The organism is Chondrinema litorale (assembly GCF_026250525.1).
GTDB lineage: Bacteria > Bacteroidota > Bacteroidia > Cytophagales > Flammeovirgaceae > Chondrinema > Chondrinema litorale.
In genome coordinates this window covers 1,939,388-1,965,045 of record NZ_CP111043.1, presented here as the reverse complement: position 1 = coordinate 1,965,045, position 25,658 = coordinate 1,939,388, and the positions used below count along the sequence as shown (strand labels likewise).

The following is a 25,658-nucleotide window of genomic DNA, read 5'->3' as shown; positions in this document are numbered from 1 at the left end:
AATTAACTGTAAAGAAAAATTAATATTAAGATACTATAGATAGTTTCAGTTTCTATTGTAGCTATTCAAATTGATTTTTACAGTATTTCAATTGTTAAGGGTAAATAACTTACATATTATTTAATGATAATTCTTTGAAAAAAGAACATTCACATTACACAAAGGTTTCTCAAAAAAACAATTTAGATGGATTATGCAACGATTTGCTGAGAATCTTTTAAATGATATGCGCCTTGTTGGTGATGAACTGGCAGATAATGCAATTAAAGGCTTATTTGAGGGTGAAGTACCAATTAGTTTTAAAGATATTTTTAATAATAATTGGAGAGAGAATGATGCGATACAGGAAAATACAAAAGAGCAGCTAAGTAGATTTTTTAGTGTATCGCAAGAGCTACCTGCTTGGGCTGACTCAAGAAAAATGAAAAAAGCCAACATGTTTTTCTCAGAATATTCTGGTGATATAATGGGTTTACTGGGTAGTTTATCTTTACCATATTGCTATGCGGCGGCAGATGGAGCAAAAGTGCTGGCATTTTCTGAGAGGATTAAAAAAGACACACAAAACCGATTAGCAGAGACTGGGCAGTTTGTGTTGGATGTACTTTCTCCAAATATGTTTGAGTTGAGTGGGAAAGCTGTTACAAGTATCCAAAAAGTAAGGCTTATACATGCATCTATTCGATACCATATTTTAAAATCGGGAAAATGGAAAATGGAGTGGGGCTTGCCTGTAAATCAAGAAGATATGGCCGGGACTAACCTTGCCTTCTCTTTTATTATTTTGAGAGGCTTGCGTAAGTCAGGCAGAGTAATTTCTACTGAAAATGCAGATGCTTTTATGCATATCTGGAATGTAATAGGATTTATGTTGGGACTAGATGAAAAACTAATTCCTCAAAATTTAAAAGCTGCATATGATCTTGCCCAATTAATTGAAAGGCGACATATGAAACCCTCCGCCGAAGGTAAGTTGCTTACAAAAGCATTGCTAGAAAGTTATAAAGATTTACCTGTTAAGCTCCCAAATGGCTATTTAACATCATATATGCGCTATTTAATGGGGGATGATATTGCAAATATGCTCGAGTTGCCACAAGCTAATTGGACAAGTAATTTGGTGAAGCTACAAAAGCTTAATAATACCCTAGGGCAATATACAAGCCTTATCCTGAATAAATCAGCCGGTAGAAAATTTGATAAAACAGAGTTAGAAAAGAAACAACCTCAATTTACCTTTCCTGAGAAACTTGGTTTTGATTGAGTTATCAGATAATCATAAGTTATCTTTATAATTATCTGATAATCAATTAATTGATCTTGAAAAAATGATTGAGGTTTATAAAGTTTTAAGAACTTCTGCCAGTTTTTCAACAAGTAATTTACATTCGTCTGGTAAGCCCACAGTAATTCTAATACAATGTGGCAATTGAAAAAACCTGAGTAGACGTACAAACACCCCTCTGTCTAATAAGCCTTGGAATACTTTTAATGCTTTTTCTTCTGTACCAAAATCTATCATTACAAAGTTGCCATAAGACTTTACATATTTCAATTGTAATCTGTCAAAAGCTTTGTAGTAATGTTCAATTCCTTCATTATTTGTAGATACAGTTTTATTCATAAACTCAGTATCTTCTAGTGCACCCATACCAGCTGCTTGTGCAATGCTAGAAGGAGTAAAAGTAAGTTTTACCTTCATTAATGTTTCAATAATGAAAGTACTACCGATTCCATAGCCAAGTCTTACACCTGCCAGTCCAAAAGCTTTAGAGAAAGTTCTCAGCGTGAGTACATTAGGTAAATTAATCTCAGTCGTGTCAGGGTAATCATCAGCTAGTTCTGTAGCAAATTCAGCATAAGCTTCATCAATAATAATTAAGATATTTGCTGGAATTTTATTGACGAAATTCATTAACTCTTCTCTGCCAATCATCGCCCCTGTTGGGTTGTTTGGATTACAGAGATAAACAGCTTTAGTTTTGGGACCTATGAGTTTATAAATTGTATCTAAATCAAAAGCATATTCAGCAGTTAAAGGCGCTTGTATGTAAGGAATATTGTTGAGTTTGGTCATTACATTTACTGCAACAAAAGAACCTTTTGAAGATACTAGCTCGTTGCCGGGCTTAAAAAAGGCCTTAAATATTACTGATAAGATGCCATCAGAGCCATCTCCAATAATAATTCGATTGATTTCAGTATTGTGTTTTTTTGCCAGTTTAGTTCTGAGCTTCATCCCGCTTGGATCAGGATAAACAAAAGAATTGCTCAAGACATTTTGCATGGCTGCAATTGCTTTGGGAGATGTTCCCAAATTATTTTCATTGCTGCTTAAAATGGCAGTTTGCTTAAAATCTTTTCCTTCGAAAACGTTATCTACTGCTTTTCCGGGCTTGTAACTTTCTAATGCTGCAATGTTTTCAGGTAACTCTATCATCACTATTAATTCAGAATGGGATATTCTGCAAAAATAGTCAGCTTAATGTTAAGCTCAATGAGAGTTACCTGATATTTATTTTTTTATTAATGTGAAGCAAATTATAGTTCTGCAACTGGTCTAAAACCAAGATCAAAATTGAAATAGTTTGATGGAACTTCTTCTGTATAATCAATTTCTAAGGTTGATTTATGTCTGTTCCAGCTTCCGCCTTTTAAATATTTTGTATTAATGTTTCCATCTTTATCCTTAGGATTGCTACACCATTCCCAAGCATTACCACTCATGTCGTACAAGCCAATTTCATTTGGTTTTTTGGTAGCAACTGTTTGGGTACTGTTTACATCATCATCATCTCCCCAATACCAAGACACCATTCTAGGGTCGTCGTATCCGCTGTAAGTGTAACCAAGACTTTTAGCACCACCTTTTGCAGCAGTCTCCCACTCTTGTACAGTTGGCAGTCTATAGTTTAATCCCGTTTTTTTAGATAACCACATGCAATATTCATTGGCATCTTTCCAAGTTACATATACAATTGGGTGGTTTTCGTTCCACCCCCAATTTGGCATTCTAGATGGCATAGATTTACCAGTCTCTTCGCAAAACAATTTAAATTGTCTCACTGTAACTTCAGTACGAGCAATCAAAAACTCATCTTTCCCATTTTTGCCCATGTTGATTCTAATCATTTCGGGCATACTTTTTAAAGAAGCGTGATTGCTATTTATTTTTTCTGGCTCGTTAGGGTCTTTTACTGTTGGATCGTTATAGAGGCTTTTAGTACTACTACTTAGCATTTGTTCTCCGGATACATCTTCTGTTTTTTCAAAAGAAGACCGGTTCCCCTGGCCCATTACGACCTGAGAAACGGTCATCCAAATAAATAAGGTTAATATCGTTAAGCGTTTTAGCATGGTGCAAAAGCTTTAAGGTTAATAGTTTCAGTTAAAAATGTAATCTATTCCTACATACCTCAGCTTTTAAGCGCTAATAGTTTCGTAGTTAAATTTATCTTACATTGTTGCTTGATATAAAGAAAAATAAGTGCCTAGCTTTAAAATGGAGCTGTGAACAAAAATTAACCGAGATGTAAATTGCTTATAATCAGTTGATTATATAATTTTAATCAGAAAGGGCTAATAGATGTATCTAATATAAATCATCCTATTTTGGGAAATTTTTTCCACAATTGAGACTTAGACTGTGTAATTTGAGAGGGTGCAATGCAAAAACTTACACTGCAAGGTTTATTAGTTACACGTTGCTTTTATAGAAATATAGTAAAGAATGCTAAGTGAGCTTTGCTTATAAATTGATGAATTTTTGGTAATCGTTGATGAAGTGATCTTTCTTTTTCCAATAGTTTCTACTATAAAACCTTTGGAAACTCCATCCCTTAGTGCGGAGAAGTTCTGGATAATAGGCGTGAATTTCTTTTGGCGATATACTTTGGTAATAAAGCTGGTCGTCTGTTAAAAGTAACTTCATTGAGTGCTCATTATTCACACTCAAATCTGCAAAAGGTAAATTAGCTTGAAGACTTATTCCATCATTTACAGGAAGTTTGTCTTTGATGAGTGATCTCAAATACCAACTTTTATTTTGCCTTTCTTCTGTTTGAATTATACTTCTGTATTTGCCAGAAGAAACTTCTAAAGCATATTGTAAATAGTCTCTCAGTAGTTTGGGACCAATATTTTTGGCGTTTTCTACTTGAAGTTGCTGAGGATAAATACTACTTACCAAATAAATTTTCTTACGAGCTCTGGTTACGGCTACATTTAGGCGGTTTTCTCCTTTTATCTGGCTGAGTGAACCAAACTGCGATGTCATTTTCCCTTTAGGAGATAGGGCATAGGCTACCGAAAAGATAATGTTATCTCGTTCATCACCCTGTACATTTTCAATATTCTTAATAAAGAAATCGCGAGGTAAGGGAAAAGAAGCTTCTTCTAATAAGTCTTGTATTACTTCTTGTTGCTTAAAGTTAAAAGTGATAATACCGATACTCGTTTCTCCTTCATTTACTAGTTTTTCTAGTAATTGAACTACTTCTTGGGCTTCTTGTTGGTTAGCGTTTTTCTCCCATACACCATCTACTTTAATATACTCTATTGATGGAGTTTCACTAGTATAATCTTCGAAATGAGGAATTAACTGAAGTTGATTTTTATAGAAATTGGTATTTGAAAAATCAATCAGTTCGAGCGATTTACTTCTATAATGCCCTTTTAGTGAAACTTCTGGCACAAATTGTTTTCCTAAATCCAGTAGCGAAACTACTTCTAGTGCTGTTTCACCTTCCATGTCTTCTTCCCAACGTGGGTGGTATAGATCATAAGGAGCAAGTTGTTGATCATCGCCAGTAATTACTACTTGTTTGCCACGATACATGGCAGGAATTCCCTTTTCAGCAAAACACTGTGATGCCTCATCGAAGATGATAAGATCAAAAAACTCTTCCATTGGGAAAATGGCAGAAACCGATTCGGGAGAGCCCATCCAGCAGGGAACTAGATTTAGCAACTCATGCGAAAAGTTTTGAATTAGTTTTCTTACTGGCCAGATACTTCTTTTTTTACTAACCTGATGTTTTAAGTCTCTGTAAGTAACCAGGTTATTTAAGCGGTTGTATTCAACTTCGGCATAGGTTCTTTCTCTGGCTTTAAGTAATGCAATGTCTTTAGCAATTTCTTGCTTTTCAGTAACAGCATCTTGTAAGCGGCTTTCCATCGTCAACATTTTCTCCGAAGTAACCGATCTTAATATGGGATACTTGGTTTCTATGTGATTGATCCATGCGATTCGCAAGCTGTTATCAAAAAGCTGAACGATTTCAGGGTTAAGTGCTTCAAATTTCTCTTCGAAATTTTTGAGAATATTATTCTCATGTTCGTTGAGAGATGCTTTTAACTGATCGTATTCACAAAGTACATCAAAATCTTCTTTCAACTCAGTTATCAACTTATCAACATCAAGTGAGCCATTTAGCACCATATTTATTTGTCGGGTAGTTAAAAACTGATTCCAGACAGCTTTTTTGGCTTTTACTTCTTTTACAATGTTGAGTAATGAGTTGATTTTCTTATATAACTCATCGTAACTGAACTGCTCAATTTCAAGGTATTTAATTCCATTTCTGAGAGATGTGTAAATCCTTTTACCATCAACTGCTTTTAAATGGAGATCGAACCAGTCTTTTAGTTCGAACAAATCTCTGTTTTCTGGTAGTTCGATTAGCCATTCTTGTTCAGCTAACAGCGACATCTGGTGTTCGAGATTCATTCTGTTATCAATCCGCATCATTAAATATTGTAGCGGATTAGGCTCGTCTTGCAGGTTATTATCAGCGATTAACTTATCAACAAAAGGTTTGTCTTTAGAGAAAAGATAATACAGCAGTTTTTTATACCAATTTGTTCTGGCAAGTTGAGCTTGATGTAGTTTTTCCTGTGCCTCTCTTAGTTCCTCTTTTTTGAGCGTAGATTCAACTCCTTCTTTTCCGAAAGCACTTAGTGTATTCTTCTTTCTGTTGGCTAACCACAAATAATCTGTTTTACTATACTTCAGATCATTTTTAAAATAGCGATATGTTTTTTCATCGGCTATAAGATCGAGTAATGCTAAAAAGTCTTCTTGCCTGTCGTAAATCCATTCAAAATCATCAAAAGAAATCTCAATACCTATAATGTCTTTTACCTTTCCGCTAACCTCTTCTAAATATGGGCTGAGTTCTTTAAGTGTATCTTCAATCTGTTGTAGGTCGCCAATATTAAAATTGGCAAAAGAAACCCGATCGTACCAAAGGTGTGCTGCTGTATCTAATCTCGCATGGTAGCGAATGTAGGTGTCTAACTTTCTGAGTATCTCGTTGTGGTTATCGAATTTAAAAAAGTTGTACTCCCTTCTAAGGTTTATTCCTTCCAGATCAATATCGCTAGTTAAGTAAAGTTCTTTTACCGAAATGCCACATTCGCTGGTATCGTAAAGTGCTTTTTTAAATTCTTTTAATTCATCTGTAAGCTGATCTATTTCCCGACTAGTTTGCAGAAACTTTCGTTCTAAATAGATAGCATCTAGGCTATTATTTTCTCTTTTGAATTTGTCTATAAATTCAATTTGTCGGTTGATGTTTTCGTAAATATCCTTTCTGTCATTTTTAAAATCATGTACAAGGGCTACAAAATCATCAAAAGATTTTTCTCCTAATCGTTGGTAAACCACATCTAGGGCAGCTTTCTTCTGGCAAACCAACAATACATTTTTACCTCTGGCGATATGGTCAACTATTAAATTACAAATGAGCTGAGATTTACCACTTCCCGGAGGGCCTTGTATTACTAAAGATGAGCCCCCTTTTACCGACTTTATAGCTTCTTCTTGAGAGGCATCTATTGTATAAGGTGTAAATAACTCTTCTTCCTGCGCATTTTTAGAGATATGCGTTAGCTGAATGCTATTGCTGTTATCTTCTTCTGCGCTTAATTCAGAAGCGAAAAAGGATTCTAAATCTTTAACACGCTCATTAGAAAGAAGAAAATCGTAATCAGGCATTAGATAGGAGCCAGCCTGTGGGAAAATTCCCAAAACAGCTTCCTGAGTCATTTTTAATTTGCCTGTTTCTGTGCTTTCCAGAAAATCACTCTTAGTAAACTGCCTAAAATCTTGGAGTAAATCTTCGAAAGTACTTTGGTTAAAATGCAGCTCTAAAGGAGATTCTTTAAGTAATTTATATAGCTCTGTTCTAAATTCTTGGCTGTCAAGAGAGTACTCACTAAAATCGTGTTCAATAAAAATCTCATCGAAGCTGATATTGTTATAGTGAGAGAATGCCAGTAACAGACTTTTATTAAATGTGATGCCCGCATCTTTGCGTAGGTTTAGCACCCATTGGTTTTGTTTTAGTTCTAGATTTACTGGAAAAAAAAGTAGCGGACAACGGATTGGGCTGTCGTCTAGCATTTTACCTTGTACAAAAGGATAACCAACATATAAATCTTTTGCTCCTCGCTCTTCAAAAATCATTTTCTCTGTACGTGAAACCTTTCGAAGATTGGCACTAACAGCATTCGCATCCTTATCTCTGCTATCAATATTGCTGCAAAGTACAATGTCTTTTTTCTGGGCGATCAGACTTTCTATAATGCTAAAAGAAGGTTGATTATCGAGATAGTTACATTGATGAATATCCAGAAACTGACTATTATTTAGTCGTAATAATAGCAAAGACCTGTTTTTAGATGTCAGGTTGGTAAGTCTCTTCTGATATATCTTGAGGGCTTCGTGCAAGGTGAAAAAATTTGATTTAAAAAGCTGGTTGCTAGTTACAGTAGAATGATATAGTTTATTTATTAACTGAAAAATAATGAAATGTAATTCTCTTTTTCAAGATAATATCAATTCTTTTTGATTTAAACGGGATTTTTTACGCTAATAATTTCAATAATACCTGAAAAAGTTTTTATAGGAGCACCAAAATTCACATCAAAAATAGCGTGCAAATAATACATGAGAAGCTGCAAATTGTTCACTTTTTCTATCTGATTCACTTTCCCAACTATTTTATGGCTTCTATCACCCTAATTTTAAAATTTTATCGTTTCAACAGAGATTATTTTTTAGTCACAATTTTTTGCTAACAACTATATGTGTTCAATTTCCGGATTTTTATCTCCACGTTTTTCTCGGTCTCATATACAAAGAATGAACAGAAGCCTCGGGCATAGGGGGCCTGATGCCAGTGGTATATACTTTAACGAAGCACAGGAAATTGCACTGGGGCATAATAGATTAAGTATACTCGATTTATCTGAGCATGCCAATCAGCCTTTCTACTCAAGCTGTGGAAGGTATGTAATGGTTTTTAATGGAGAAATCTACAATTATGCTGATCTTAAAAATAAGATTCAGGTTTTTCGAAGAGAAAAAGAGTTGATGAATGTAAAGTCGAAAAACGGTATGACTGGTGGGAATTTAGAGGATGGAAATATACTGATCGGCGAGCAGGAATTTAAAACCAATAGTGATACTGAGGTACTGGTTGAATCTTTTGCTTTTTGGGGTATGAGTATGGCGCAAAAACTGAATGGAATGTTTGCATTCAGCATTTTTGATCAGCAAGAGAAGGCATTATATATATTTAGAGATCGCATGGGTATTAAGCCACTTTATTACTATCATAAAGATGGTGACTTTGTTTTTGCATCAGAATTGAAAGGTATTTCATCTTTATTTGAAGACGAGCCTTTAGAATTAAATAACAATGCAGTTTCTTCATTTTTGCATTTAGGATTTATTGGAAATAACGAAACGATTTTTAAAGATGTAAAGGCATTTCCTGCTGGACATGTAGGTATCTATAAAGATGGTGACTTTAATATTATGCCTTTTTGGAAGCCTGAAGAGAAAGTAGAAAGACAAACAATGTCTAATGAGGGTCAGGCAAAAAAGACATTGAGATCGCTCATTGAAAAGTCAGTAGAAAAAAGAATGATTAGTGATGTGCCACTAGGTACATTTTTAAGTGGAGGCACAGATTCTAGTTTGGTAACAGCAGTTGCTTCTAAATTTGTAAAAGATCAAACACTCAATACCTTTTCTATCGGATTTAAGGAAAGCAAGTTTGATGAAAGCAAGTATGCGAGAAGTGTAGCTGAAAAATTGAAAACTGAGCACCATGAGTTTACTTTATCAGAGAGTGATGCTCTTGAAAAAGTGGTTGGTTTAACCAGTATGTACGATCAGCCTTTTGCAGACTCATCTGCTATTCCTACTTTGTTGATCTCAGAGATGGCGAGGAAAAAGGTAACTGTTGCACTTTCTGGTGATGGTGGCGATGAGCTTTTTATGGGTTACGGAATGTACAACTGGGCAAAAAGATTACAAAATCCTTTAAATAGCTTTTTTGCTCCTGTATTGAGAGAAGGGATGAAGTTGCACCCACAAAATAGAATGAAAAGAGCAGCTTATCTTTTTGAAAAGCATAGTAACAGACAGAGCCATATTTTTTCTCAGGAACAATATCTCTTTAGCGAAAGAGAATTATCAAACTTGTTGAAAACTCCTTATCAGAAGAAAGATATTTTTAAGCAAGAAAAACTGAATTTAAAAAGAGAGTTAAGTGCTGTGGAAGAACAGGCATTCTACGATCTTAGACATTATCTTAAAGATGACTTACTGGTAAAAGTTGATATTGCTTCTATGTATTATGGGCTAGAAGTAAGAGTGCCATTGCTAGATCATAGAATTGTAGAATTTGCTGTAAACCTCGATGAGTCTTTAAAGATGAAAAAAGGTGCAAGCAAATATCTATTAAAAGAAGTATTATACGATTACTTACCTAAATCTCTAATGGACAGACCTAAGTGGGGATTCTCAATTCCATTAGGTAATTGGCTAAAAAATGAGTTGAAATATTTGGTAGATCAGTTTTTAGAAGAAAGTTTGGTAGAAGCTGCTGGTATTGTAAACTACAAAGAGGTAAGCTCACTACTGCAAAAGTTTGAAAAAGGACACGACTACCTTTATAATAGAATCTGGGTTTTAATGCTGTTACATAAGTGGTTATTTGAAAATGGCCGAATAAAACATCAGCCAGTTAAGGCATAATTAAGTGACAATTTTTTAATATTTAAAACTTGGCAAAGCATAAAGTTCTATATCTTTCTTATGATGGAATGACAGATCCTTTGGGGCAATCTCAGGTAATTCCTTATTTGGAAAACTTGGTAGCTAAAGGGTATGAAATTCATTTGATTAGCTTTGAGAAACCAGAAAGAGCAGAAAGAAAAAACGAAATAGCTCATATTCTAAATCATGTTGGAATAGTCTGGCATCCTTTAGATTATACTTTTAAACCTCCGGTGTTATCAACACTATATGATATTTGGAACCTGAGGAAAAAGGTAAAAGAACTGCATTTAAAAGAAAAATTCTTAATGGTTCACTGCCGTAGTTATATAACTGCACTTATAGGCCAGTGGATGAAAAACAGATTTGGTGTTCAGTTTCTGTTTGATATGAGAGGATTCTTTGCTGACGAAAGGGTAGAAGGTGGTTTGTGGAATCAGCAAAAACTTGTATTTAAAAAGATATATCAGTTTTTTAAGAAAAAGGAAAAGCAGTTTTTTGAGCAGGCAGATTGTACAGTTTGTTTAACTCATACTGGTAAAAAAATAATTCAGGAAATGCCTCATTTAGATGGTCAACCTGTGCCAGTAGAAGTAATTCCCTGCTGTGCTGATACTTCTCACTTCGATCCTGAAAAAATAGAAAAAGGTACTCAGGCTGTTTACAAAGAAAGACTCAAGATTGAAGACAACAGGTTTATACTTACTTATCTAGGTTCTGTAGGTACTTGGTATATGTTGCCAGAAATGCTAGACTTTTTTAGTGTTTTGTTGCTTAATAAGCCAGATGCTATTTTCCTATTCGTTACTGCCGAAAATCCGGAGTTTATATTAGAAGAAGCAAAAAGAAAGGGCATCTCTCCAAACAGTATTAGAATAATTACTGCTGCAAGAAGCGAAGTACCAGTATTATTGTCGCTAGCTGATGCAGGTATCTTTTTTATAAAACCAGTATTTTCTAAAAAGGCGTCTTCTCCTACAAAACAAGGTGAGATGATGAGCATGGGTCTTCCAGTAATTTGTAATAGCAATGTAGGTGACTCAGATTATTTGGTGAAAAAATATAATTCTGGTATTGTGGTAGAAGACTTTAAAGAAATTGCCTATCAAGAAGCGATAGATGAGATCGATAATAAAGGCTGGGCATCACCAGAAGATATTAGAAAACACGCCAAAGAATTTTTTGATTTGGAGAAAGGTGCATCGACTTACCTCTCTATTTATCAACGATTGATTGGGTTTCCAAAAATCACAGAAGAAACAAAACTGACTAAATCTATTCAATAGCATTTATGAAAATACTGATTCTGGCTCCATATCCTAGAAAACAGGCACCTTCACAGAGATTCAGGTTTGAGCAGTATCTTGAGGCATTAGATAAAAATGGCATCGATTACGATTATGAGCCTTTTATCGACGAAAAAACATGGAAGATTCTGCATAAGCCCGGCAAGTTTGTCCAGAAAGCTTTGGGCATTATCAATGCATTTTTCAGAAGGCTCATTCTTATTCTAAATCTAAAACCTTATAGTTTTGTTTTCATCCATCGTGAAGCCAGTCATATTGGCCCGCCAGTGTTTGAGTGGATGATAGCCAAAGTGTTTAAAAAGAAAATGATTTACGATTTTGACGATGCTATCTGGTTACCCAATTACTCAGAACACAACAAGGCATTTAATAAGCTAAAGTATTATTCTAAGGTAAAAAGTATAATGGGCTGGAGCCATAAAGTGAGTGCTGGAAATGCTTACCTCGCCGATTTCGCCAAAAATTTTAATCAAGATGTTAGGGTTAACCCAACCACGATAGATACAGTAAACTATCACAATCAAATTAAAGATCAAGATACTGGCAAGGTAGTTATTGGTTGGACGGGCACTTTAACCACTATAAAATATCTCTATGCCATTTTACCAGTAATAGAAGAGCTAGAAAAAAACTACGATTTTACATTTAGGGTAATTGCCAACGAAAATCCTCAGTTTAACTTAAAGTCTTTTTCATTTAAGAAATGGGAGAAGGCGACTGAAATCGAAGATTTATTGAGTTTTAATGTAGGTGTAATGCCTTTAGAAGAAGACCAATGGGCAAAAGGTAAATGTGGTTTTAAAGCTTTACAGTATATGTCTTTAGGTATTCCTGCGCTAGTTTCACCTGTAGGTGTAAATACAGACATTGTAGAACATAGTAAAAATGGTTATATCTGCGAGTCTACAACAGATTGGTTTCTATATCTAGAAAAGCTGATTAATGAGAAACAGATGAGGCAAACATTAGGAGTAAATGCTCGAAAAACCATAGAAGAGCAATTTTCTGTAAATTCTAATACAAATAACTTTTTATCTCTTTTTGATTGAAAAAATAACATTATAAAAAAAGCGCCATTTGTGGCGCTTTTGTGTTTTTAATCTCTTTTGTGATTTTGTTAGTAAGGTAGTGTTCCTTTTGGATAAGGAATAAATTCTATATTAACTCCTGAATCTTCTGCATAATCCTGTCCTGATTCAAGCATATCTAAATCGTTATCCTCATAAAACCACGAAACTCTTAAGGAGCCTCCTGTGGCATCAGAATAAGTATTCAGCATTTCAATAATATCATAAAAACATTTAGAAGAAGCTGTGTTGAAATAATCCATTCTAAATTTCAAATGAACATCTCTGTCTGGTGTTTTTGTAAATTGTTCGACCCACTCAAATATTGGTTCAAAAAACTCGCCTGTATATTCATGATAGGATTCGCCGGATATTCTTAAAATATTACTTTCCGGATCCAGATCTATTTCTGGAATAAATTCGTCTCCTTCTATATGAAATCTTTCCATGTTTGCTGATGCTTTAAAATCTTTAAACTCGAAGAAATGTAATTCTGATATTTAATACGCCAAAAGCTTTTTTTATTATATGAAATTCAAGATATACGCACTGTAAGAGGTTATTATTTATTTTTTCGACTTTATTGAATTTTTTTTTTCTGTAACTTATGGAATTTGCATGCATTAAACATCTTAGAAGAAATAGGTTTTAATAAAGTAACCAGATTGTTAAGTCTTTAATTTATCAAATCACACATAATGAAGAAAATAATTTTTTTAACATTAACATCTCTATTATTTATGTCAAGATTACAGGCAGATAATTTCAGATTGTATATCAATCAGGTGTTTTCTGAATCGGAGGAGGCTTTTGTGCAAGTAGGTAACCTGCCTTACGTTTATGATGATTCTACAAATAAAGAGATTCTGTTGTATGTCTCGCTCTATAAACCAGTGAATCAACAAGACTTTGTAAAGTCTTTAATGCAACAAGGCGATGGTGTTTCAATTAGTGATAGTGTGGTTTCGTCAAGTCAGTTAATTAAAAACTGGACAGTAAACCATCCACTAAATACGCGTTGGGGAGAAAACAACATCTCTTTGGGTAATTTGTCTAAAGGCATTTACATAGTTGAAATGATTTGCCAGAACGAGGTTGCCAGAGTGCCGGTGTTAATTAGCAATTATGCACTTGTAACACAAAGGCATGGTAAAGGCATGCTAGCTTATGTAGCTGATAATGAAAGTGGCAAACAAGATAAAAGTTTTGATTTATTTTACTGGAAAACAAATGAACTAGTAGAAGCTGATGTTAACGAAAATGGACTTCACATCTTTAATGATGTGAGCAAAAGCGGGAATAAGAATCAGTTCTTAGCTGTTAACGATGAAGACTTTACCCTCTCAGACTTTTACTATTACAATTACTCTGATGACGAAAGTAAAACAGGTATTGTATTTACAGACAGACCTGCCTACAGACCAGGGCAAGAGTTGTTTTTCCAAGGAATTATAAGAAATAAAAATGGCTATGAGCTTTCTGTTTTTTCAGATACTGTAACAGTAATTATTGAAAACAGCCAAGGTGAAGAAATCTACAAGAAAGAATTACTTACGGATGATAATGGCTCTTTTGACGATAGTATTTCTATAGGAGAAAATTATGCATTGGGTAATTACAACATCACAGTTTTAACCGACAAGATAGAACGTTGGAATTACTATTCTCAAGTACAAGGTTCTTTTAGAGTAGAAGAATACAAAAAGCCCGAATACGAAGTAAACGTAACACTCGATCAGCCACGCTATGTGAGTGGAGATACTGTAAAAGCAAAAGTAAATGCTACTTACTTTTTTGGTGCTCCGGTTAAAAATGCAACGGTTAAGTATCGTGTAATGCGAGAGCGTTATTATGTGCCTTGGTATATGCGATATGGTTACTCTTGGTGGTACGAAGATGATGATATAGGTTATTCTAGAAATGCAGAAGAACTATATAGTAAGTCTGGTAAAATAAATGAAGACGGTAATTTCGAAATTGTTGTTCCTACAGATGCAGAAACCAACGAAAACTATCGCTATAGAATTCAGGCACAAGTAACAGATGCGAGTAGAAGAACTATAAATGGAAATGCCGCCGTATTGGTTACAGCTACTTCATTTACAATCAATATCAACTCAGAAAAATTTTATTATAAAACAGATGAGGATGTACTTATTCGAGTAAGTACTGCCGATTTTTCAGAGAACCCAGTATCTAAAGAGTTTGAGTTAGTAGCAAGTACTTATAGATATAGCCGTGATGGAGAGTACGAAGACAATGAGGAAATCTATAAGACCACAGGAAAAACTGATAAGAAAAGCGGAATAGCAACTGTTGAGTTTCCTTTAAAAGAGCCGGGTTATTATCAAGTAAAAGTCACATCTACTGATGATAATGGTAAATCTACCAGTGAGACTACTTCGGTTTATATATTAGAAGAAGGTAGTTCGTCTTACAGTTGGTGGAATAATGAGTCTGCCGAAGTGCAATTGCTTACAGATAAGAAAGTCTATAATGCAGGCGATACGATAAATGCCATGGTATTGGCTCCTTCAGCTACTGATGCATTATTCTCTGCGAATGGAGCAGAAACTACTTTTAAAGGCATTTATCAGTTTAATGAAAGTGGTACTTCATTTAAAGAGTTTAATATTCCAATTAGAGAAGATGTTTATGGACAGTTAGCGATTAGCTTAGTCTATGTTGCAAATGGAAAGCTTTATTCGCGTAGTGAGAATGTTACTGTAATTCCAGAAGAGAAATATTTAGATGTAGCCATCAACTTTGATGAGAAGCAATACAAACCGGCTACAAAAGCAGAGGCAACTATTTTGGTAACCGATAAAAATGGCAAGCCAGTAAAAGATGCCTTAGTTTCTCTAAACACGGCTGACGAAAGTATTTACTTCTTATACCCAGATAAGACTGAAGATATTAGAAAAGCTTTTTACCCTAATAAAAGAGGGGTATATGTGCAGTTCTATAATAATGCTTATGGAAAAAGTGATAACAGCAACCTGTTATCTTATGATTATCTGATTGATTTAATCAAGTCTGAAAGATTAAAACCAGACAAAGACTTCTTTGTATCAGAAGGAATGCTTTATTATTTGAACCCAGGAGATTTACGAGATGATAGTCACAGAGTGCATGGCTATGTGGTAGATGAAAATGGAAATCTGCTAAGCGGAGTTAAAATAAAATCTGGTAAGCAAACTGTAAAAACCAATGAGTGGGGTTATTACGAAATGTTTAATCCAGAAGATACCATTCTTACTTTTTCATACAAAAAAGCAAAAATCACATTTACAGATATTCACTTTTTCAAGGGTAATAATGATTGGGGTTACAGAGATATTTTGCTCAATACTCGCTTAAATCAAGCAAAAAAGAATGATAATGAAATCTCATTAAATAACCCTAATTATTTCGGAAGAAGAGAACCAGTGATGGTTGAAGACATGGCTGCAGGATTTGGTGACTCAGCAATTGAAGAAGTTGTTGTAGAACAGGCTGCTGCCTCTTCTCAAAAAATTCCGATACAGCGACGTAAGATAGGTGCTCCAGCAAAAGCCGAAGTTACACCAGTAGTAAGAGAAAACTTTAAAGATGCCATTTACTGGAACCCAACAGTAAAAACAGATGAAAATGGCGAGGCTAAAGTAACTATTACTTTACCAGATAATCTTACCACATGGCGAACTACCGCCAAGGTAATTACCAAAGACAGTAAAGTTGGTCAGTCGCTAGCTAAAATAGTGGTTAAAAAAGATTTACTTATCAGAATGGAAACTCCTCGCTTCATCCAAACAGGAGATAAGTTATTAATCGCTACCAATGTGCATAATTACCTAAGTAGAAGAAAGAGCATAAGAGTAGTGCTTAAAGCGGATGGTTTAGAGGTAAGCGGTACTTCTAAAACTATTACGGTGGCTGCAAATGACGAAGCTAGAGTAGATTGGGAAGTAGATGCAAACTGGCCATTGGATGCAGTAATTACTGCTGAAGCAATCACCAACGAAGAGTCTGATGCGAAGAAGGTTACGGTGCCAGTACAACCAACAGGTTTAGAAATGGTAAAGGGATATTCTTCTGTATTAAATAAAGAAAAGTCAGGCGATATAGAATTGATTATTCCAGAGGATGTAGACTTAAATACCGTAAAGTTAGAATTAAGTGCAGCACCTTCAGTTGCGGCAGCTCTACTTTCTTCATTAGATCAATTAATTGGTTATCCATACGGATGTGTAGAGCAAACAATGAGTCGCTTTTTGCCTACACTTATTGTATCGAACACTTTGCAGCAATTAAAAGGAAGTTATACCTCTGATATTTCGGCAGAAGAAATGCAGAAAATGACTGCTCAAGGTTTACAGCGATTAAAAGAACTACAGCACAGCGATGGTGGCTGGGGTTGGTGGGAAAATGATGATACCCATCCATTTATGACAGCCTATGTGGTAAACGGTTTGGCTTTGGCTAAGAAAACTGGTTATGAAGTACCAGAATACATGTTGGAAGAAGGTAAAAATGCTTTGAAAAACTCAATGAAAAACAAAGGTGAGACAGATACCACTACTTATGCTTATCAGGCATTGAGTGCAATGCAAGCAGGTTTAGTAGATATTTGGGATGATATTCCAATACCAACAGCAGATTCATTAGATGCATACCAAGCGGCATTGTGGTTACAAGCTGCACAAATTGCTGGTGATGATAGTATAACAAATCAGATGTTACATCAACTAGAAGAAAAAGCTATTAAAGATGGTAACAGGTGTTTCTGGGGAGCGCAGAAGTTTTACTATAGCTGGCAAGAAGATCAGGTAGAAACTACGGCAAATGCAGTAAAAGCATTGGCTGCTGTAAATCCAGAACATGAACTGATAGCACCGGCTGTGCAATGGCTTATGCAAAAACGTCGTGGAAATGGTTGGCATAATACCAGACAAACTGCCTTTATTGTGCTTGGTTTGCAAGATGTAATTGCTAGCGAACTCAATCCAGATTACGAGTTAGTAATTAATACAAATGGTAAAAAAGTGTTGAGTGAAGAACTAAAGTCTGAAGATGTTTTTGAGAAAGCAAAAAGCGTAGAATTGAGAGGAGAGAATTTCTTGTCATCTAAGGCAAAGCAAATTACCAATCCATTAGGTGTGTTAAAACATGGGAAAAATACCATCAACATCAATAAGCTTGGTAGTGGAACTGCTTATGTAAATGCTACGCTCACTTATTTCTTACAAAAAGAAAGTAAGGGAATTGCTGAGGCTAAAAATGAAAACCTAATAATGACTAGAGAGTATTATGTGCTTTCTAGAGGTTTTGATGAAAACGAAAAAGTGATTTACAAAAAAGAGAAAATTAAAGAAGGTGCAGTTCCTTCTGGAAGTGATATTTTGGTAAAAGTAAAAATCGAAAGTAATGAGTCGCTAGATTATGTTTTAATAGAAGACCCAATACCAGCAGGCTTTGAGTTTATCAAAGACAAAACCGGATATAACATCGAAGATGAGAAAGCATATTCAAACGGAAATTATTACAGAAACTATTACCGTTGGATGTATTATGCACATGAAGAATACAGAGATAATCGATATGCGATTGTGCTAACCAGATTAGGCAAAGGTGAGTATGAGTATTCTTATTTAATGAAAGCACAAATACCGGGAGTATTTGAGGTAAATCCGGCTGTTGTACAGTTGATGTATTACCCAGAGAAAAGAGCTTTTACAGATTTTGAGAAAATTACGATATTAAGACCAGAAAAAGAATAATCAGATTCTATAAAGCAAAAGAGACCTTATTCACATAAGGTCTCTTTTTTATTGACTTTAAAATCAAATTATAACCTACTCAGCAATTCAGATTTTTTACTTTCAAATTCTTCTTGGGTCAATATACCTTTATCTTTTAAGCCAGCCAGTTTTTCAATCTTCCCAAAAATATCCTCTTCATTATTATCTGGAGAAACTACCTTTTCTTCAACATTCATTTTAGAAGCCTCATAAGTTTTTATTTCTGCTTCCTGTTGGTTTTCACCTGAAATAATCGGTAAAGTACTTAGATAAACAATACCAAACTGACTGCTAAATGTAAGGTCATTTCCTCTACCTTGTTGTTGAGACACTCCTGAAATTTGGTGGCTTAGTGTATCATACACAGTTATTTTACCATTTTGCTGTATTGCCAACCTTCTGGCATAAGGAAATATAGCATAGTGGATGTTGTTCTGGCTGCCAGATGAACTAGGTTGACCTAAATCTCCCCACCAGTTTCCAGCGTTAAAACTTGCACTATTCTGCATTTCACTTTTGGGAATGGACTTGTATTGAATGTTTCCGTTTTGATATAGACCAGATAACTCATAGCAAAGTCCGTCAACAAGTGCTTTTAGGCTATTATTAAACATATCACCCACCATGGTCATTCCGCCCTGCATCCATTGTCCAGAACCACCCAGCTCAGGTATGTTAAACTGAGCCATTGTTCCATTACTCTTTATTATTGCATTTGCCAGTTCAGAAACTGCTTCTGTACTTACTTTATATTTATCAGCTATTGCAGCTATTTTTTCCAAACTTGATTCTGTGAATATACTATTCATGATTTATCTCCTATGTTATGTATTTATAAAGATAAGAATAACTCTGTCAATAATGTTTTTAAGCAAAAAGTTAATTGGGGTATTATGTCAGATTTGAAAAAACAGAAGAATTATTAATAATATTTAATTAGAGTTAAGAAGATTAAAAGTTTGTGATTATTTTTATGTTATATTTTCTTATATTGAAAATAGAATCCATCTCTACCGCAATTCATAGCAGAAATCCTGTAATCGCATCCAAAAACTCCTTAAATTTCCGCCAATTACCATATATTACTAACAATAGCTAGAATAATCTGTTCTGGAATCAGATAAATTTTGAAACTTAATTTTTTAAACACTAATGCATAGTGGACTTCTACAAAAAACATTCTTTTTACTTTTAGTTATTTCGAATGCTTATCACCTAAAGGCGCAACAAATATTCATACAAAAAGCAGCAGACTTTGGGATTGATCTTGATGGAGAAAAAGATGGAGGCTTCTCTTTTAACGACCTCAATAATGATGGCTACATAGACCTGATCGTAAATACCTTTCAGGATGATGCAACCCACCGCACTAGAGTATTATTTTTTAATCCGGCAGTAAATCAGTTTGAAGATGTAACAGCAACCCACTGCAAAGGTTGTTTTGCTGAACAAGAAGGCAGCTCTGTTAATGAAAGGTCGCTGATAATCGCCGATTTTAATAATGACGGTTACTACGATTTTGTAAGAAATAATTCGAAAAGGCTAGATGTATTTCTAAATAATGGCGCCGATGATGGTTACACATTTGGCGCAGGTGTAGATCAGAAACCAAACTTTTTCTTATTTACAACCGACCTTACTAGTAACAATCCTCCCAATGGTATTCCCGAAGGTATGAATACAGAAGGTATTGGTGTGTTAGACTACGATAATGATGGTTTACTAGATTTATTTATAGAAAACCACAACTGGGGGATGGAAATCTACAGAAATACTGGAGACCCAGCTTCTATGTTTGAATACATCTCTCCTGAGATTACAGGATTACCAGCAGGCCAGCCAGCATCTGTACTCGATAAATATGGTAACAGGCTAAATGGAGATTATTCAGCAGTTACAGACTTTAATGACGATGGTTATATAGATATTGCTGCTAGAAAAAGTGATGGCATTGCTTATGACCTCATGCAAAGAGACCCTAATGGAGCTGGTTTTATAAATGGAATTGATTTACAAGATGCCGATAACGATAATAAAGGAGCAGTTGCCTTTCATGATTTTGATAATGATGGCGATTTTGACTTAGTCTGGACAGAAGCGCAAAGAACAGTTCTCTATGAAAATGTTGATGGAAACTTTCAGGAAATTTTACCAGCTCAAACAGGCTTAGATGTTTCTAGTGGTTTTGTGATAGATGGAGTAGCAGCAGGTGATATAGATAACGATGGCGATTTGGATATGTTCTTAACAGATTCAGAAGGAGCTAGCTTTCTATTTATCAATCAATTAACAGAAACAGATGGTGCTGCACCATTTACTTTTATTAGAGACAATAAAGGCATAAATGTAGATGCAGATGGCGAGGGTTGTATGTTTGTCGATTTTGATAATGATGGAGACCTTGACCTTTACATAAATATAAAAGATGGTAAAAATCAGTATTGGGAAAACAATCTAAACGATGCTGCTGACTATCCAGATTATGTAAAAGTAGATGTTTTTGAAAACAGATTAAGCACTAATACTTCAGGTAGAGCTGCATACCAACGATATGCTTTGGGTGCTACTATTACTATAAAAGATATTTGTGGGGAGTTGATAAGTGGTGTAAGAGAAGTAAACGGAGGTAATGGACACGGTACGCAAGACCCTTCTAAAGTGCATTTTACCTTACCAGGAATTTCTAAAAGACAATTTGTATTAAATGTAAAATATCCGGTTTACAACGGAACCCGAAAAGAAGTGAATATTCTGGTTGAGCCGGGAACAACTTCTGTAGATGTTTATCCAGATACAGAAAGTATCTCTTTCGAAGATTTAGAATTCAATTTATCAGATGATGATTTTACGGTTCTAACTTGTGCTGATACAGCTACTGTATTCAATATATTCGATAATGATACCTTACTTTTTTGCCCAGAAGAAAGTTTGAAGTTGATTAAAGATTCAGAATATGCAGATGTTTCTCTCGATGAAGAAGGCAATTTAACCTATTCCTTAACAGATTCAAATTTTACAGGAACTGATACATTGGCTTACGAACTTCAATGTATTTCTTGCGACGAGAAAATAGATACAGCTTATGTATATGTAACAGTAAGTGATGAAGAAGGCAAGTTGGTTTTGCAAGACGATTCAAGCGAAGGTTTTGGTAAGTTCAATACCTGTGCAGACTCAGTATTCACATTTGATGTAGTAGCCAACGACACCATAGAAAATTGTGTGCTGACGACTTTCGAAATCCTGACTCAGCCGACTTACGGTACAGCCAGTATCGATTCAGAAGGTATGGTCACTTTCAGCTTAACAGATACCTCATACACTGGAACAGATACATTGAGCTACATGGTGACATGCGAAAGTTGTTCATCACTCAGCGATACAGCAACGGTTGTAATTGAGCTAGTATCAGAAGAAGGTAAATTAGTGTTACAAGACGATTCAAGCGAAGATTTTGGTAAGTTCAATACCTGTGCAGACTCCGTATTCACATTTGATGTAGTGGCAAATGATACGATAGAAGATTGTGCACTCACTACTTTTGAAATCCTCACTCAGCCGACTTATGGCACGGCCAGTATCGATTCAGAAGGTATGGTCACTTTCAGCTTAACAGATACCTCATACACTGGAACAGATACATTGAGCTACATGGTGACATGCGAAAGTTGTTCATCACTCAGCGATACAGCAACGGTTGTAATTGAGCTAGTATCAGAAGAAGGTAAATTAGTGTTACAAGACGATTCAAGCGAAGATTTTGGTAAGTTCAATACCTGTGCAGACTCCGTATTCACATTTGATGTAGTGGCAAATGATACGATAGAAGATTGTGCACTCACTACTTTTGAAATCCTCACTCAGCCGACTTATGGCACGGCCAGTATCGATTCAGAAGGTATGGTCACTTTCAGCTTAACAGATACCTCATACACTGGAACAGATACATTGAGCTACATGGTGACATGCGAAAGTTGTTCATCACTCAGCGATACAGCAACGGTTGTAATTGAGCTAGTATCAGAAGAAGGTAAATTAGTGTTACAAGACGATTCAAGCGAAGATTTTGGTAAGTTCAATACCTGTGCAGACTCCGTATTCACATTTGATGTAGTGGCAAATGATACGATAGAAGATTGTGCACTCACTACTTTTGAAATCCTCACTCAGCCGACTTATGGCACGGCCAGTATCGATTCAGAAGGTATGGTCACTTTCAGCTTAACAGATACCTCATACACTGGAACAGATACATTGAGCTACATGGTGACATGCGAAAGTTGTTCATCACTCAGCGATACAGCAACGGTTGTAATTGAGCTAGTATCAGAAGAAGGTAAATTAGTGTTACAAGACGATTCAAGCGAAGATTTTGGTAAGTTCAATACCTGTGCAGACTCCGTATTCACATTTGATGTAGTGGCAAATGATACGATAGAAGATTGTGCACTCACTACTTTTGAAATCCTCACTCAGCCGACTTATGGCACGGCCAGTATCGATTCAGAAGGTATGGTCACTTTCAGCTTAACAGATACCTCATACACTGGAACAGATACATTGAGCTACATGGTGACATGCGAAAGTTGTTCATCACTCAGCGATACAGCAACGGTTGTAATTGAGCTAGTATCAGAAGAAGGTAAATTAGTGTTACAAGACGATTCAAGCGAAGATTTTGGTAAGTTCAATACCTGTGCAGACTCCGTATTCACATTTGATGTAGTGGCAAATGATACGATAGAAGATTGTGCACTCACTACTTTTGAAATCCTCACTCAGCCGACTTATGGCACGGCCAGTATCGATTCAGAAGGTATGGTCACTTTCAGCTTAACAGATACCTCATACACTGGAACAGATACATTGAGCTACATGGTGACATGCGAAAGTTGTTCATCACTCAGCGATACAGCAACGGTTGTAATTGAGCTAGTATCAGAAGAAGGTAAATTAGTGTTACAAGACGATTCAAGCGAAGATTTTGGTAAGTTCAATACCTGTGCAGACTCCGTATTCACATTTGATGTAGTGGCAAATGATACGATAGAAGATTGTGCACTCACTACTTTTGAAATCCTCACTCAGCCGACTTATGGCACGGCCAGTATCGATTCAGAAGGTATGGTCACTTTCAGCTTAACAGATACCTCATACACTGGAACAGATACATTGAGCTACATGGTGACATGCGAAAGTTGTTCATCACTCAGCGATACAGCAACGGTTGTAATTGAGCTAGTATCAGAAGAAGGTAAATTAGTGTTACAAGACGATTCAAGCGAAGATTTTGGTAAGTTCAATACCTGTGCAGACTCCGTATTCACATTTGATGTAGTGGCAAATGATACGATAGAAGATTGTGCACTCACTACTTTTGAAATCCTCACTCAGCCGACTTATGGCACGGCCAGTATCGATTCAGAAGGTATGGTCACTTTCAGCTTAACAGATACCTCATACACTGGAACAGATACATTGAGCTACATGGTGACATGCGAAAGTTGTTCATCACTCAGCGATACAGCAACGGTTGTAATTGAGCTAGTAGATGGAGATACACCAATTAATATCGCAGCTAAAACCTTTACAACAAACTGCGAAACTGACGAAGTAATTTCAGAATCTCTGGATTTAGAAAATATTCTAGCTCAATGCGATAGCTCATACATCAGCATAACTAATCCTGCTGTTTATGGGACTGCTGAAATAGATCAATACGGCATATTTACTTATAATTTGTTGGATGATACTTACGATGGAATCGATACAATAACTTATGAAGTATTCTGCCAAAGTTGCGAAGATCAACTAGTAACAGCTTCGGTTTATGTAGATATTGAGTGTGATGTAGATAATTGTGCAGACATAGAAGTTGAAGATGTTACTTTTGAGATGGAAGCCTGTGGAAATCAACTTACTGACCAATTGGATGCATTAGCAGAGTGTGAAACCACAGTTTACACTACTATTAGTCAACCAGTGCATGGTACATTTAATTTTATGAGTAACGATGGTAGCTTTACTTATACACTCACCGATCTCGACTTTGATGGTATCGATTCAGTCAATTATGAAATTGCTTGTGTAAAAGACTGTGGTGAGAAATCGGCAACAGCTACGATCTATTTCGATCTTACTAATAATGATGTTAGTATTCCGGTAATTACCAAGCTATTAACTCCTAATAGCGATGGTTACAATGATTACCTAATCATCAAAAATATAGAATGTTACCCAGTACATACCTTCAAGGTATTTAACAGATGGGGTAATCTTATCTTCGAAACAGACGATTATGCCAATAATGCAGAGCAAGCTTGGTCTGGTCAAGTGAACAAAAGCACCGGAATTACACCGGGGACTCTTGTTGGAGATGGTACTTACTTCTGTGTCTTAGAATTGGGCAATGGCAACGATATTTCTGAGTATGTGGAAATTAGAGGGTCCAATAGATAATTCCTTTTTTAAATTATGATATGATGTTTACAATACTGAAAAAGTTATTAATACCTGCTATAATATTATTGGGCTATTTAAATGCTACTGCTCAGCAAGACCCAATGTTTACGCAATACATGTTTAATGGGCTTGTGTTAAACCCGGCTTATGCGGGTGTACATGAGACCATTTCACTATCAGCAGGAACAAGAGTACAGTGGACTGGAACAGGCTCTGAAAAACCTTTTACAAACACATTTTCTGTACATGCTCCTTTGCAAGACAGATTGGCTATTGGTGCAGCATTTACAGACGATCAAATTGGTAGAACTAATAGAGATCGCCTAAACTTAAGTTTGGCTTATAGAATACCAGTTGGCTTGGGCAGGTTGTCATTTGGTTTATCAGGAGGGATGATGGTATATAACCTAGATTCATACAGTGCTTCGGAAGTGGGTGATCCAAACGATCCATTAAATGCTTCTTTTACTACTACAAAACCAGAGGTAGGAGCAGGTGTGATGTACTACACCGATATTTTCTTTTTGGGTGTATCTACCAATAACCTCATTAATAGTAATGTGCAAAATAATGAGGCATCTTACTTTAGAGCAAAGCAGCACTTTTTCGCTTATGCAGGTTATGTGATCAACATTAACGAGTTTATGAAACTTAAACCAAATGTTTTATTAAAGTATGTTGATGGCTCACCTGTACAGATAGATTTAAATGCAAATGCATTATTTAATAACCGTTTTGGCCTAGGTGTTTCTTATCGCTCATTAGATGCTTTTAGTTTAATTGCTGAAATTAGATTTCCTCAACCATACTTTACTGTAGGTTACTCATATGACATGGTGCATACCGATTTGTTTAGCCAGCAATTTGGAACACATGAATTGACACTTAACTATAGGTTCGGCATTAAGAAAAATGTGTTATTAACACCAAGATATTTCTAACTGGTAAAGTAGAGTTGAAAGCCAAAAAA

At 35.6% G+C, this 25,658-nt stretch carries 12 protein-coding genes; 7 read left to right on the top strand and 5 right to left on the bottom strand.

Annotation, left to right across the window (positions count from 1 at the left end):
• Window positions 1–193: 193 nt before the first annotated feature.
• Window positions 194–1,264 (top strand): oxygenase MpaB family protein, encoded by a 1,071-nt coding sequence (locus OQ292_RS08160; protein WP_284685566.1) that lies wholly within the window; start codon window positions 194–196, stop codon window positions 1,262–1,264.
• A 75-nt stretch (window positions 1,265–1,339) separates the two neighbouring features.
• On the opposite strand, the gene hisC is transcribed toward OQ292_RS08160, so the two are convergent.
• The 3 genes from hisC to OQ292_RS08145 form a co-directional block, all read right to left on the bottom strand.
• Window positions 1,340–2,440, bottom strand: coding sequence for a histidinol-phosphate transaminase (gene hisC, locus OQ292_RS08155; protein ID WP_284685565.1), 1,101 nt, complete (start codon window positions 2,438–2,440; stop codon window positions 1,340–1,342).
• 101 nt (window positions 2,441–2,541) lie between these two features.
• Window positions 2,542–3,357 (bottom strand): formylglycine-generating enzyme family protein, encoded by an 816-nt coding sequence (locus tag OQ292_RS08150; RefSeq protein WP_284685564.1) that lies wholly within the window; start codon window positions 3,355–3,357, stop codon window positions 2,542–2,544.
• A 391-nt stretch (window positions 3,358–3,748) separates the two neighbouring features.
• Window positions 3,749–7,732 (bottom strand): AAA domain-containing protein, encoded by a 3,984-nt coding sequence (locus OQ292_RS08145; RefSeq protein ID WP_284685563.1) that lies wholly within the window; start codon window positions 7,730–7,732, stop codon window positions 3,749–3,751.
• A gap of 357 nt (window positions 7,733–8,089) precedes the next feature.
• Here OQ292_RS08145 and asnB point away from each other — a divergent pair, with 357 nt between their 5' ends.
• Genes asnB through OQ292_RS08130 form a run of 3 tightly spaced genes read left to right on the top strand, consistent with a single transcriptional unit; the run spans window position 8,090 to window position 12,428 of the window.
• Complete coding sequence (gene asnB / locus OQ292_RS08140) at window positions 8,090–10,051, top strand: asparagine synthase (glutamine-hydrolyzing) (RefSeq protein ID WP_489686928.1); 1,962 nt, start codon at window positions 8,090–8,092, stop codon at window positions 10,049–10,051.
• A gap of 29 nt (window positions 10,052–10,080) precedes the next feature.
• A complete protein-coding gene (locus OQ292_RS08135; RefSeq protein WP_284685561.1) occupies window positions 10,081–11,358 on the top strand; it encodes a glycosyltransferase in 1,278 nt (425 codons plus the stop codon).
• Window positions 11,359–11,363: 5 nt separating this feature from the next.
• Complete coding sequence (locus tag OQ292_RS08130) at window positions 11,364–12,428, top strand: glycosyltransferase family 4 protein (protein WP_284685560.1); 1,065 nt, start codon at window positions 11,364–11,366, stop codon at window positions 12,426–12,428.
• A 68-nt stretch (window positions 12,429–12,496) separates the two neighbouring features.
• Here the strand turns inward: OQ292_RS08130 and OQ292_RS08125 are convergent, their stop codons facing one another.
• Window positions 12,497–12,895: a DUF1987 domain-containing protein gene (locus OQ292_RS08125; protein ID WP_284685559.1), complete on the bottom strand. Its 399-nt coding sequence runs from the start codon at window positions 12,893–12,895 to the stop codon at window positions 12,497–12,499.
• Window positions 12,896–13,186: 291 nt separating this feature from the next.
• Between OQ292_RS08125 and OQ292_RS08120 the strand changes: the two genes are divergently transcribed.
• Entirely contained in the window at window positions 13,187–18,205 is a 5,019-nt protein-coding gene (locus tag OQ292_RS08120) for an alpha-2-macroglobulin family protein (RefSeq protein WP_284685558.1), read from the top strand.
• Between the two features lie 68 nt (window positions 18,206–18,273).
• On the opposite strand, the gene OQ292_RS08115 is transcribed toward OQ292_RS08120, so the two are convergent.
• Entirely contained in the window at window positions 18,274–19,035 is a 762-nt protein-coding gene (locus tag OQ292_RS08115; RefSeq protein ID WP_284685557.1) for an SHOCT domain-containing protein, read from the bottom strand.
• A gap of 343 nt (window positions 19,036–19,378) precedes the next feature.
• Between OQ292_RS08115 and OQ292_RS08110 the strand changes: the two genes are divergently transcribed.
• Complete coding sequence (locus OQ292_RS08110; protein ID WP_284685556.1) at window positions 19,379–24,685, top strand: Ig-like domain-containing protein; 5,307 nt, start codon at window positions 19,379–19,381, stop codon at window positions 24,683–24,685.
• A gap of 20 nt (window positions 24,686–24,705) precedes the next feature.
• Complete coding sequence (locus tag OQ292_RS08105) at window positions 24,706–25,629, top strand: PorP/SprF family type IX secretion system membrane protein (RefSeq protein WP_284685555.1); 924 nt, start codon at window positions 24,706–24,708, stop codon at window positions 25,627–25,629.
• Window positions 25,630–25,658: the final 29 nt, after the last annotated feature.

What these genes read in the sequence shown, in the direction of transcription:
- OQ292_RS08160 (WP_284685566.1), top strand. Translation starts at nt 194, where the DNA reads ATGCAACGATTTGCTGAGAATCTTTTAAATGATATGCGCCTTGTTGGT.
- OQ292_RS08125 (WP_284685559.1), bottom strand. Translation starts at nt 12,895, where the DNA reads ATGGAAAGATTTCATATAGAAGGAGACGAATTTATTCCAGAAATAGAT.
- OQ292_RS08150 (WP_284685564.1), bottom strand. Translation starts at nt 3,357, where the DNA reads ATGCTAAAACGCTTAACGATATTAACCTTATTTATTTGGATGACCGTT.
- hisC (WP_284685565.1), bottom strand. Translation starts at nt 2,440, where the DNA reads ATGATAGAGTTACCTGAAAACATTGCAGCATTAGAAAGTTACAAGCCC.
- OQ292_RS08120 (WP_284685558.1), top strand. Translation starts at nt 13,187, where the DNA reads ATGTCAAGATTACAGGCAGATAATTTCAGATTGTATATCAATCAGGTG.
- asnB (WP_489686928.1), top strand. Translation starts at nt 8,090, where the DNA reads ATGTGTTCAATTTCCGGATTTTTATCTCCACGTTTTTCTCGGTCTCAT.
- OQ292_RS08105 (WP_284685555.1), top strand. Translation starts at nt 24,706, where the DNA reads ATGATGTTTACAATACTGAAAAAGTTATTAATACCTGCTATAATATTA.
- OQ292_RS08130 (WP_284685560.1), top strand. Translation starts at nt 11,364, where the DNA reads ATGAAAATACTGATTCTGGCTCCATATCCTAGAAAACAGGCACCTTCA.
- OQ292_RS08115 (WP_284685557.1), bottom strand. Translation starts at nt 19,035, where the DNA reads ATGAATAGTATATTCACAGAATCAAGTTTGGAAAAAATAGCTGCAATA.
- OQ292_RS08110 (WP_284685556.1), top strand. Translation starts at nt 19,379, where the DNA reads ATGCATAGTGGACTTCTACAAAAAACATTCTTTTTACTTTTAGTTATT.